Annotated in this window: 9 protein-coding genes and 1 pseudogene; all 10 read right to left on the reverse strand. The window is 34.7% G+C overall.

Annotation, left to right across the window (positions count from 1 at the left end; genetic code table 11):
* Positions 1–8: 8 nt before the first annotated feature.
* The 10 genes and pseudogenes from CEQ75_RS15255 to CEQ75_RS15300 all read right to left on the reverse strand — a co-directional run bounded on the left by CEQ75_RS15255 (position 9) and on the right by CEQ75_RS15300 (position 13,148).
* On the reverse strand, positions 9–1,052 hold the full coding sequence (locus CEQ75_RS15255; protein ID WP_089611954.1) for an NAD-dependent epimerase/dehydratase family protein: 1,044 nt from the start codon (positions 1,050–1,052) through the stop codon (positions 9–11).
* Complete coding sequence (locus CEQ75_RS15260) at positions 1,049–2,455, reverse strand: UDP-glucose dehydrogenase family protein (protein WP_089611955.1); 1,407 nt, start codon at positions 2,453–2,455, stop codon at positions 1,049–1,051. The genes CEQ75_RS15255 and CEQ75_RS15260 overlap by 4 nt, the downstream gene beginning before the upstream one ends.
* Positions 2,456–2,704: 249 nt before the next feature.
* The gene (locus CEQ75_RS15265; RefSeq protein WP_089611956.1) at positions 2,705–4,867 is read right to left on the reverse strand and encodes an AAA family ATPase; all 2,163 of its coding nucleotides are present in this window, start codon (positions 4,865–4,867) and stop codon (positions 2,705–2,707) included.
* Between the two features lie 112 nt (positions 4,868–4,979).
* Positions 4,980–5,243, reverse strand: a pseudogene (locus tag CEQ75_RS15270) (UDP-glucose 6-dehydrogenase); the annotation flags it as partial.
* A gap of 161 nt (positions 5,244–5,404) precedes the next feature.
* Positions 5,405–6,679 (reverse strand): hypothetical protein, encoded by a 1,275-nt coding sequence (locus tag CEQ75_RS15275; RefSeq protein WP_089611957.1) that lies wholly within the window; start codon positions 6,677–6,679, stop codon positions 5,405–5,407.
* An 87-nt stretch (positions 6,680–6,766) separates the two neighbouring features.
* The gene (locus tag CEQ75_RS15280) at positions 6,767–8,248 is read right to left on the reverse strand and encodes a lipopolysaccharide biosynthesis protein (protein WP_089611958.1); all 1,482 of its coding nucleotides are present in this window, start codon (positions 8,246–8,248) and stop codon (positions 6,767–6,769) included.
* A gap of 349 nt (positions 8,249–8,597) precedes the next feature.
* The gene (locus CEQ75_RS15285) at positions 8,598–9,500 is read right to left on the reverse strand and encodes an ATP-grasp fold amidoligase family protein (protein WP_089611959.1); all 903 of its coding nucleotides are present in this window, start codon (positions 9,498–9,500) and stop codon (positions 8,598–8,600) included.
* A 228-nt stretch (positions 9,501–9,728) separates the two neighbouring features.
* The gene (gene wzy / locus CEQ75_RS15290; RefSeq protein WP_198306563.1) at positions 9,729–11,192 is read right to left on the reverse strand and encodes an O-antigen polysaccharide polymerase Wzy; all 1,464 of its coding nucleotides are present in this window, start codon (positions 11,190–11,192) and stop codon (positions 9,729–9,731) included.
* Positions 11,193–11,209: 17 nt separating this feature from the next.
* Positions 11,210–12,292, reverse strand: coding sequence for a glycosyltransferase (locus CEQ75_RS15295; RefSeq protein WP_089611960.1), 1,083 nt, complete (start codon positions 12,290–12,292; stop codon positions 11,210–11,212).
* Between the two features lie 43 nt (positions 12,293–12,335).
* Positions 12,336–13,148, reverse strand: a complete 813-nt coding sequence (locus CEQ75_RS15300; protein WP_089611961.1) for a glycosyltransferase — start codon at positions 13,146–13,148, stop codon at positions 12,336–12,338.
* Positions 13,149–13,175 lie beyond the last annotated feature (27 nt).

Consider the following 13,175-nt stretch of genomic DNA (forward strand, 5'->3'; position numbering starts at 1 on the left):
ACCCTCCTTTATCTCACCCCATAATAATCTACATACCAATCCGTAAACCTCTGCAGCCCATCCTCTATCATCGTCTCCGGCTTAAATCCCACTGCATCCTGCAATAAATCAGTAGATGCATAGGTAGCCGGTACATCCCCTAGTTTAATCGGTTCATAGATTTTCTTAAACACCACTTCTCTCCCCAAAGTCTTACTTAAAGCTTTCTCCAAAGCTCCGATAAATGTCATCAGCTTCTCCGGGGCATTGTTTCCGATATTAAAAACTCTATGGGCGGCAGAACCTTCAATTCCTTCTCTCGCTTCCGGCGGGCTATTCAATAATCTTACGACACCCTCTATAATATCATCGATATATGTAAAGTCTCTATATAGGTCATGCTCAAAGTCTCCATTATTAAAGATCCTTATTGGCTCACCTTTAAAATATTTATCGGTAAATCCAAAGTAAGCCATATCCGGTCTGCCCATTGGACCATAAACTGTAAAGAATCTTAAACCGGTAGCCGGTATTTTATATAAATGACTATAGGTATGGGCCATCAATTCATTTGATTTTTTGGTAGCTGCATAGAGAGATACCGGGTTGTCCACGAAATCAGACTCCTCAAAAGGCACTTTCCGATTCGTCCCATAAACAGAACTTGAAGAAGCGTAAATTAAATGATCAACCGGATTATGTCTGCAGGCCTCAAGGATATGATAAAACCCGATAATATTGCTTTCGATATAAGCATCAGGGTTTTCTATCGAATACCTGACCCCTGCTTGGGCAGCCAAATTAACAACCACATGAGGCTTGTACTCTGCAAAGGTCTTTAGTACCATTTCCTTGTAAGATATGTCCCCTTTGATAAAGGTAAACTTCTCAAAAGGCTCCAGCTTTTCCAATCGGGCATGTTTTAGATTCACATCATAATAATTATTTATGTTATCTATACCAATCACCCGGCACCCTTGCTCCAAGAGTCTCTTTGATAAAAAGTACCCAATAAACCCGGCTGCTCCGGTGATAAAATATGTCTTACTTATATCCAGTGATTTGTAACTCATTTAGGCCTCCCATTAACATTGACAATTCCACATTTAGTTGCTGCAACCTCAGAAATAGCTATGGAAAAGTCCTTGGACGTTTTGATAAACGGCCTTCCGATCGAATAATACTCCACCCCTGCTTCATTCATATCGTCCAACTCATAGATATTTCTTCCGTCATAAACAAGAGGTGTTCTCATCTGTTCTTTGTATGTTCCCGGTTCTACTGCCTTTATTTCACCCCATTCGGTAAAGATAAAACAGACATTAGCACCATCTAAAGCTTGTTCCGGCTTTTCCACATAAGTTATACTTCCCTTGCTGTTTTTCCCTGCAGGATATTTTTTCTTGAAGTTGTCTGCCCCTACAGGATCATAGGCATAAATATCGGCACCTTGCTCTAATAACAAAGGTACATTTTCCAAGGATGGAGCTTCTCTCAGGTCATCTGTGCCCGGTTTAAAAGTAAGTCCGAGAACGGCCACCTTTAAGCCGTTGAAAGTAATAAGTCGCCTGCAAGCCTTCTTATATAACATAGTTTTTTGATCTTTGTTAACATCAATGGCAGCTTTAATGGTTCTCAGTTCATAACCATTCTGTCTGGCAAGATATTCAAGAGCCTTGGTATCCTTGGGAAAACAAGATCCGCCATAGCCGATACCGGCATTTAAGAACTTACTGCCAATACGCTCATCAAAACTCATTCCTCTGGCAACATCTTGAATATCTGCTCCAACGGATTCACAAAGGTTAGCAATATCGTTCATATAGGATATTTTAAGAGCAAGAAAATCATTAGCCGCATATTTAATCATTTCAGCTGATCTTCTATTTACTGATACAATAGGCAAATTAAAAGGTTGATAAATTTTCATAAGCATATCTTCGGCCCATTTACTTTCTGTACCAATAATAATTCTGGCAGCATGTAATGTATCATGAACTGCAGAGCCTTGGGCTAAAAATTCAGGATTTGATGCTACCTCTACCTTAACATCATTAACTAAAAAGTCTTTAATAAACTGCTCCACCTTATCATTTGTTCCTACCGGGACAGTTGATTTTACCACCACAAGGCAATCGTTTTTTATGGATTCAGCTATCTGTCTTGCCACTGTAGCTATGTATGAGAGATCCGCAGAACCGTCCGGTTGTTCCGGTGTTCCTACCCCTATAAAAATTGCATCTGCATCCTTATAGGCAGATTTAAAATCAGTAGTGTAATCAACCCTGCCTGCAGCGTAATTCTTCTGCATTAAATCTTCCAAATCTGTTTCGTATATTGGTGAGATACCTTTTTTTATAAGATTTACTTTATTCTCATCAATATCAACACAGGTTACTCGATGACCTACATCGGCAAAGCAAACCCCTGCCACTAAGCCGACATAGCCGGTTCCTGCTACTGCTATTTTGTACATGTAATCATCAATCCTATCTAAATATAAATTCTAAAAAAGCTAACTAAGTTCACACGAAAGTAGAAAATATATATTCTATTTTCATTCTACTTTTGTGCCGCAAGTCATGAAGGTTGATAAGTTGGTTTCAAGCACCGGCACGTCACCACCCTAGGCTAAGTAAAGGCGGTTGGTTAGACCTTACCGAACGGGATTCACACCAGCTGTATCAAATACGCCTCACGGCGCACTCCCCCTGCCACCTTATATCTACTGTTTAAGCATAAAATCATCGATTCTCTTAATAACATAATTGGGTACAATATCAAATTCATAATAATTTAAACAATGTGTGTAATCATTTTCAATATGGAAACTTTCATTAGCATACTTTTGTAAAACTGGGTTAATCTGTTTCTTAGTTTTCTTTCCACAAAGTAACAAATATTGCCTAAATAATTGAACTTTATTATATGTATTTTCTTCATTCTTATATAATTCCTTAATGTAAGCTTTATTAAAGTAATTATTTAAATATGTTTCATAATTAAAGTCTAAAAAGTATTTCCTAATAAAAGTATTAGCATCATTTACTTCATCATATATCAATTTAGTTTGTCCATCACTTTTTGTTGGCTTATCTCTTCCCTTCATCAATGAAGAGATCATATCGTATGATAAATTATTCTCAAAATCAGCATCATTGTATTCAAGGTATTTTCTTAATGCAACCATTCTAACGATAGTATTAATTCCTTTTAGGTTATCTGTTGCTTCTGAATGATACAATGCTATTGTTGAAATAATATGCTTTTCAACATCTATCTCTTTCTCCAGTAATTCCTCATCATTATTTGTAAGATAAGAACCAAATGCCCAACTATTTTCAAAATAATGTTTTGTTTTTAAATCAATAATTGGTTCAAGATCATGTGTTAACAATAAAACGGTATTATCCTTAAAACTATTACTTGTAATTGGTGAAAACAATCTACTCATTATAGCAAACTTTTTATTTTTATCAAAAGAAGAAATAGGATCATCTAAAATAATCAAATCTGCTCCTTGTTGCTTGGAATAATATAAGAATAAAATTAAAGCCACAACATTCTTTTCTCCCCAACTCAAACTTTTTCTTATATCGTTTGATTCATATAATTCCTCTTCTGACTTAATATACTTCAATCTACTTATAGATGATTTTTCTGTGATTTGCTCGATTTCAAAGTAATAATTAACTCCTGCCGATTTAAGGAAATCATTAATATCTTCTTTTGCCAATGTTATTGACTCAGCTATTGTATTGTTAAGTTCATTAATTTCATTATTTAAGCTTTTTATGCTATTTAATAAAACTTCTATTTTTTCATTAACAATGTTAAATACCTTATCAGTCGCTTCCCCGGAAAAGATATCAAAATTATCTTTAATTTTTAACTTATTTAATTTTTCTTCTATTATATTTCCATCTACTGTTTTAAATTCAATTGCATCAAATTCAATTATTTCAGTAATCTTTCTTATTATCTCATTGTATTGAACTTGTAATCTACTAATATTATATGAAAAACTATCTTCATCATCAATTTTCTTTGTAAATCCTTCAAAAAGTTCATATTCTGATTCTGACATAAACTTTTTCAATTTTAATATAGCATCTTCTAGTTGTTTCTTGTTCTGTATCATAGTTTTATCATAGGTTGTCTCAAAAACTGTTTTGGTCTTATTATAATCTTCTTTATTCCATCGACTTGCACAGAAAGGACAATTATCTTTATCATCAAAATCTTTTCCTTTAGATTTCCAATCAACCCAAGCAACTACCTTGTCACCACTAAAGAAATCATTAAACTCTTTTAGTATTTCTGGCACATTATAAGTTGTATTTTTACTTGCTAAACCTTTTCCAAATCCAGTTTTACTAAGTTTCCCATCCTTATTAAACTTTAACTTTTCTGCTATCTCAAAAAACGATGTTTTCATATCTTGAAATTCCAAATTTGATGCAATGTCAACTTTTAAACCTTTTAAACGTATATCAAGTTTTTTTCTATTTTCTTCAAATACAGGATTACTAATAAAAACATCAAATGAGTTGTCTATTGCCTCGTTTTTATTAAAAATTGTATCACTTACAAAATCATCATTAAACGATATAGCTTTCTTAAAAAAGGGTTTGTTAAAAATCTCTTCTGCTCCTTCTTCTGGAACTTTGATTATTACTTCAGGATTAGATTCTTCTCCAAAAGATTTCATTTCTTTGAGTCCGGTCGAATCACCATTAAAATAATATTCCAGTGCATTAGCTATTGTTGACTTTCCTGTACCATTAAGACCATACTTAACATTCAATTTATTTTTTCTTATTATTACTTCCCCTTTTTTTATATTTCTGCAGTTTTTAATAGAAACTTTAGCATAATCAAAATCCATTTTATCCTCCCTCTATTATCTTTGATTATCTCTCGTATTCTCGATCAATTTAGGATGTCATTCACCCTCGTTATCAATGCCTAAAGTTGATGTCAGGCACCGTCCCGTTTTACGGTGTACCTACTCCCATAAAAATAGTATCTGCATCTTTATATGCAAATTTATAATCTGTAGTATAATCAAGTCTTCATGCAACATAATTCTTGTGCATTAATTCTTCCAATCCTGCTTCATAAATTGGGGGGATGCCCTTTTTCATTATCTCCACTTTGTTTTCATCAATATTAACACAGGTTATTTGATGACCGACTTTGGCAAAGCACACCCCTGCTACTAGGCTGACTTAGCCTGTCCCTGCTGTCGCTATTTTGTACATAAAACACCTTCCTCGTTGATGTATTCCTCTTTTTAACATTTAAACATTTTAGTCAAATAAATAAAACCCAGATCAGTTGATATCAGACACGTTACCACCGTCACTTTCAGTATGTTATTTTATAGATTGTACTTTCGTATCATTCCAACTTAAACCTATTCTTAATTGTTAATATACAGTGTATTGTAAGGCTTAGGCCAAGTTTCCCCGTATACTTCCTTTACTTTATCAAAATGACTGTTTGGTGTGCCTTTTTCAATTTCATCGAGATATTTTAAGAATTCTTCCTTTGTATTTAAAGAAAAGACCTTAGTTTTATAGGATGATATTCTAGTTTTTAAATCTTCTTCTCTCAATAGTGACGCACACTCATTATCTATGAATATTGCATCGCAATACGGCAATAACATAGATATAGTTTTAACATCATTAATGAAACTAGCTTTTGGGATACGTTTTTGACCTGCTGCTGCTTTCCGTGCTAGAGCTGTATAAAGAAGTGAACTAATCTTTAAAAATGGAATCTTGCTTAATGAGGGAGAAGTAAAAAATTCGTCAACTTTTATATGTGCTTCCATTTCATTTAACCCATTTTTTCTGGTAATTTCTTCTAGAGAGTGCATTATATCAATAATTCTTGTATTCATTAACTTGTCAATATCAGTTGATGATCCAAACCGAACTTTATCGAAAGATTTTATATACTCAAAATATTGCTTTTTTATTTCTTTACCATATGACAATAATTCGAAATCCCAGTGTTTTTTAAAATCAAAATTCTTTGTTTGTTGCCAGTAGCTAAATAATTGATCCATCTTGCTCTGACTGGTTTGCTTGTTGGTTTTCAATAACTTTGTATCTTCTTCTATGTTTAATGTGTCTACAGTTATTATGAATCTATCATGCCAGCAATGAACATTACCATATATCACGGATTGAATGTCTATTTCAACATCTTTATCTTTATAGCCTCTAACCCAGTTTTCGGCATATTCGCATAACTGAAACAATTCAATAGTATCAAAATGATAAAAGCTTGTACCATAAGATAGTAATTCATACATTCTTTTTAAGGTTTCATAGTGTTCTGTCACTATGGATTCATTCTGATGTGTTATTGAATCTGGACAAACAATTAATTGTAACTTGCTTAATTTATCCAGCTTTTCGAACAGTTGAAACCAGAAATTATCAATTTTTTTCTTTTGCTGTTCGGTAACTCTTGGGTTAAGTATTTTTTCCATGTTGCTTATAACAAATTGGTCCAAATAAATTATTTTCTTATGTATCTTAGGTAGTTCATATTCTTTAGTATAGCAACATTCCTTACAACTACGCGAATAACAATTCCCGCTTATAAATAGCACACCATAACTGGATTTTGCTTTACATTTTGGACAATCCCAATAAGGCTCTTTTATAAATATCTCTACCATATTGTTTACCCTTTCAAGAACATATTATCGCAATTCCGTTTTTGGGATCACGATCCAGTATCCCTTATCTTGGTAACCTATGACTTCTTAACCTAATAAGCCTTTAGAGATCTTATTTTTTGGAAATAACCTTCGCATTAAACCAAAAATCTCTTTTCGCATTGAAGGGAACAAAAATAAAATTCCAAAATAAAATAGTGCACATAAAACAATTGAAACAATACTCCATAATAATCCTTCATTAAGCCGCCGTAACAAAAAGCCGAATAGACCCATGCATGTTGCTCCAAATGCTGTTGGAAACACATTTTTGAATATTTTCAATACCGGAAAACCTATTGCAAACTTCATGATTATTAAATGTACTAGAACGAACTGCAACCTTATCCATGATCTAGTATATACTAAAGCCCAAAATCCGTATTTAGCGCTTATGACACATGCCGGAACTAAAACAATTAAATGCAGTATTTGTGCAAGAAAAGATAGTTTTGGCATTCCTTTAGCCCTATATATTTCGCTGCAATAATGACCAAATATGATCATGATAGAGCTTGTAAGAGCCCATATTCCAATTACACCACTTGCTTCACTCCATTGACTACCCAATAATATTTGCGTTGCTAAATCGCTATAAAGATACACCCCGATACCCAAAGGAAAGACTAAAACAGAGACCAGTCTCTGAAATTTAAGATACATATAATAAAAATTGTCCTCATCATGCTGTAAGCGCGATAAGGTTGAAAACAATACAGAAGTTGTTGATCCGGTTATTAGAGCCATCAGTGCATTAACCATTGTAGTAGACGTTTTATATAGTCCTAAGTAATACCGATTTAATACATTTCCAATAATAAATGCATCTACCCATGAAGTCAGCCAAATCGATATCGCTTCGATTAGGGACCATATACTAAATGAAAACATCTCTTTCAATATCTTTACATTATAATATAGCTTTGGCTTCCATTCAGACTTTGCAGTTAAGATTATAGCATTAGAAAACTGAATAGCAATAGAACCGATAATTAAAGCCCAATATCCTAAGCCAAAAAGTGCAAGGGGTATTGTAATTGCAAATGGGATGAAAACAGCTATTATGCGAACTACAAATAGTGTTTTATAGTTAAAATCTCTCCTATATAAAGCCATTTGTATGCTTGAAAAAGATGTTAGAGGCAACTGCATACAAGATATGGCTATTACGTTACCTAATCCTGGATTCCCTACAAATGCTGCCAGCTGTTCACGGAATATGGTTACAATAATCCACAATAAAACAGATATACCAAAGTTCGTCCAAAATGCTACATTAGCATTTTTATATTTTTCATCTTTATCCTTAAACTCATGCTGCACCAAATACTTTTGAAATCCTGAATCGGTAAACATATCTGCAAAACTAATAATCATAGTAACAGTAGCAACTACACCAAATGCTTCAGGCACAAGTATCCTGGCTAAAATCATGTTTGTAATTGGACTGACTAATTTTGCAGCTACTTCTGTGATAGTTGACCATTTTGTTGCATGCAAAATTTTATTTTGAAGATTACTTTCTTTCACTTATGATTTCTCCTTTTAATCCATCAATCCTAATTCCCTAGTACACTTGCCACCTCAGCTGTCCTGGCTTCATATTCTTTACGCAACTATGAGCTGTGGTGACTTTTACATATGAACCCATTCCCAGATATTCTGCCATCCGAAACGATAAATTGATGGTAGGAAACTTTTGCTTCATTAGATTTCTGCCCTGATGGCTGTTCTAGCCATTACTATAGACTGTCTGTAATCAGCACTTTTTACTATATTTTTGTTACATGTATACACAATATTGTTCACCCCCGAAGCAATATAAATGATAATCTATTAGGATCCCTGCTTTCCATTATAGTTTAGAAAGTTCCTTGTCTTATTTCGGTAGTTTTATCCACTCGCCCAATTTTTTATCCCACTCTGCAGGTTCAAATGGAATCATCCCGCTACAGGGAGAAAAAGTTATTTCGGAAAAGAATACCTTATTATCTACTGAGTAAAAATCAGTACGAACAAAAGGACAATTAATGATTTGTGCCAACTCTGCACTAAGTCTTTTCATTTCATCCATATTTGATGGAAACTCAGGCTGTGAGCAAAATTGAGCATAATCAGTTCTGTGGAATTCCATTTTCTTCCTATCAAAATCATAGAATGAGATTTTAGCCGTGGAGTGATCTTCCATTCCCTCACTAACATAAGTAAACTGAGGCACCCCATTGAAATTGAAGAACTTATAGTCGCGCAAACCTTTACTCGAGTTTTCTAGGTACTGCTCCGCTATAATTCTTGGCTTTACATTTTTATACGGCCATTCTCTACCTCCCCAGAAATAATTTTTATTTAGGGAAGCATTGATCTTTTTCCTTGCCACCTCTATATCCATTTTTCCTTTTTCTCTGACAATTACTAATCCGCCACTATCATGTGTACATTTCATGACAAACTGATTTGGCAGCAAACCAAAATCTATGTCTTCAAACTTATCCCACACGCCAAGAGTAGGAATTATATATTCCCCGCCTATACGCTCAGCAACATACTTTTTCGCTTCGTATTTATCAACCATCATTGTATACTCTGGACAACGATCATAAAGCTTAAGCCATTGTAATTTTTCGTTGAATGTCTGTGGATTATTTAGGTTCAGCACCTTACCCATACGAAGCCAATAAATAAGCTTAAGATATGTCCTGTCACTTAGGAAATCAAAATACCCTTTCGCACAAGTAGCTTTCAAGGCTTCCTTGGGTTGAAACAAATATTTTCTTATACTCATTAGATATTCCCTTCCTTAGCAACCTGTTTTTATAAAAAAAGGCACAACGAACTTTTTCTTGGTAGAAAAGCATGATTATCACTATTTCAACTACTATAATTATAGTTGCGATCAATAAGCCATCTTTAACCATGTAAGATAAGAGATTTTTTAGTCCGATTAAATATGTTATTGATAAATATATTGCAAAATAGATGGCTCTATATATCATCGAAAAACCTACCTACCTTAGTCAATGTTCTGTATTGACGTCATTGACGTCGATCTTACAAGTCGAACCTGTTGCAATAGCCACACCATCAGGAGAATTATCAGCACTCCATACACGAACTCTTTAATAACAAGGTATACTGCAGAACGTGGAAGCCCGGATACAATATTCAATACTGCTATTGACACAAATGCTCCTATCGGGTTTTGCTCCATATCACTCCTATCTCGACATTTTGATAGTATCCTCCCTATTATAATTCCAATGATGAACACATAGATGAAACCACCATAATAGCCACCATTCACAAAAGCTTCCCCGATCATTGAGAATCCCGTTCCCCAAGATATACCGAGATATTCTTGAGAAAACCAACTGCCTATAAGAACTTGTTTGATGCCCAGTAAAGATAAAAATCTTGATGAGATAGCACCCAAGATTGCAGTTACATATGTATTTCCATAGGGATAGATTCCATTTCCTACTATCAGAAAGAACGTTATAATTCCCATCGATCCGCCCATTTCAAAGAATGTATCAACAATAGGTGATTCCTCAACGCTCAATCCGTTAATAAAAGTCTCAATGGAAAGCAAATCTAACCCGGTATTACGCACATCTGTAATAACATTCAACATGTAGAGCCCAAATACACCTAGAATTCCCCAAAACACTATATCTTTTAGCCTTATCTTCTTTCTTTGTGCAAATACCCAAATCAGAATCACTAAACTATAAATCCACGACCCTCTATCACCAGACATAGCCCCAAGAGCGGCATAAATCAAGAAAATTATAATCACCGTTCTCGTTACTGTTTTTTTGAAATTGCTTCCTATGAGCAGGCAAAGAAGTGCTGGGAAAAAGAGATACAACAATATTTGTATGTATCCAGACTGGGTTGCCAAATCACCATAATACAGAGCTTTATAACCGAATGTTTGAGCAATCAATAATTCTTTAACTCGCTGATATATGGCTATAGGTGCCACTATGGTAGTTACTATGCAACCGCATTTATATAGTAATTCTCTGTCTTTATAAGCTTTCTCGGTACTGACTATAGTTTTAGTTTTAACGGAACTTTTACCTGCAAACAGAATAGCTCCATAATGGAAAAGCAACATACAAATACAAGTATACCATTTTGCTGTAATCATTTGCGATTCATTTGGAATAATCGATGAACCATAATATAAAATACCTGTTCCTATGCCACGATCTAAGCCAATACCGAGTGCCCACATTACACATTGGCCATAACTGAATAATAGGAAAAAGGTGAAAAAGATTGTATACATTGAAAAGAAACTTTCTTTCCTTTCCCATTTCCACGTAAATATTGCGTATAAATAAACTATAATACCCAACCAATTCAGCATATAGTTAGATTTATCGCCAAGGATAATACAAGTAATCATCAAAGCAACAACGCCCATTGTTGCAAAAACTGTTTTTATAGTTACCCCTCTTTTTACCATATCATGAGTGCAGCTCCTTACTTTACTATTACCTTGTTTATAAAATCCGTCCATTGTGAAACAATCTTCTTGGTCGAAATCATTTCTCTAATCTTTGTAGCTTCTTTTCCCATCTCGATTGCTTTGGCTGGGTTTTTAATTACATCAATCATTGCCTTGCTCATACTATCGACATCCCTGCATGGAATCAAATAACCATTAACTTCATTTATTATATATTGCCTTGCTCCGCCAATGGGACAGTCTGTCGCAATTACGGGTATTCCTATTCCCAATGCTTCCAACATGGAATTGGAGATACCTTCAAAATCGGAAGATATTATAAACGCTGTTGCTTTCGCCATCTTTTCATGTATGCTATCTGAAAAACCACAGAGGCTAACTCGCTCATCTAGTCCAACACTAGCAATATAGGCTTCAAGCTCTTGCCTCATTGGTCCCTCGCCGTAAATATTAAGGAAGCATTCATATCCACTATCAATAACCCGTTTTACAGAATTAATCATAAGATGGAGATTCTTCTGTTTGTTCAATCTGCACGCAGTGATAAATTCTACTTTCGCAGGCCTTGACACATAGAAAGGCAAATCGTCTTTTATTGGGTTCGCTATGATGGTCTGTTTGATTTTATCCGGTACATATTTTTCAAAATAATTTGAGGCATCCTGCGTCTGATACACCACTCCAGAGGCTTCTTTATACAACGCATCCCTCAACATCCTCATCCATTTTGCATTTGGTGACTTCGTCGGGTCATTCCTCTCTGACACGATAATCGGCACTTCTTTACCAATCAAAGTTATCAGTGCATGAATGTTCACATCAGTTAAAAAGGAGACCACAATGTCTGGTGATATCTGGCCGATAATTCGCCTCATTTTCATCATTCTCTCCAGTGGACGGAGAACTTTAATTTTTGAGTTGCACAATATATGGTATAGGGAAACCTTGTCATTTAGCGGATAAGATTGTAATGTGCCATAAATAGTAATTATTGACACCTTTATATCATCGTGTACAAATTGGTTCGACAAATTAGCAATAACTCGTTCTGCCCCACCATTTCCCATAGTCCCTATAACAAAAACAAGACTTTTCATATATTTGTGTTACCCCTTTCTACCTAGTATCTTAGAAAACAGGTTAACTATTTTCATATGTACTTTCTTTCGCACTAAACGAATTTTTTAGTACCCTCTTAACATTTACATAAACGGGAATAAAAATTTTTATGTATTGCCACGGCTTCACCTTGAGCATTCGGTAGCCTTTGTAACGAAGCACAACCTCATAAAAAGTACTCTTAAATGAGTGCTTTTTTAATGCCGCCTTTGGCGAAAAATAATATTTATATAGGGGCTTCTGAATATTATATCCATTTAACCCTTGTGCTGACATTCTCATAAAAAGCTCGTAATCCTGTGCCCTTTTTTGGGCATAATACTCTTCACTATACCCACCTACACCTAATATGGTTTCTCTTCTGAACATAGTAGCCGGGTGAAGATACGGTGAGCCATGTATAATTTGATTCTTTGTCGGTATTTCCGGCTTCTTATTTATTCCGACATTGTCATTCCCATCAGTAAACGTAATTGCATTGCATGACACGAAAGCGTATTCCAGGTTCTTCCTCAAAAAATCAATTTCCTCTTCGAAACGAGTTGGTAGAGATATGTCGTCATCATCCATTCTGGCAATATATTCACCTGTAGCCTCCTCCAGACAGCGATTTAACGATGCAGCTAATCCCAAATTCGTCTGGTTTTGTATAATGATAAATCTGGAGTCCTCTTTTTTGTATCTAACTAGTTTTTCATATGTTTTATCAGTTGATGCATCATCACATATAATAAACTCATAATCTTGAATTGATTGTCTCAATATACTTTCTACTGATCTATCAAGAAACTTAGCCCCATTATGGACGCTCATAATTATTGAAATTAATGCCATATATAGTCAGTCCCTCCAGCCAAGTTA

This window comes from Dehalobacterium formicoaceticum (genome assembly GCF_002224645.1).
GTDB classification, from domain to species: domain Bacteria; phylum Bacillota; class Dehalobacteriia; order Dehalobacteriales; family Dehalobacteriaceae; genus Dehalobacterium; species Dehalobacterium formicoaceticum.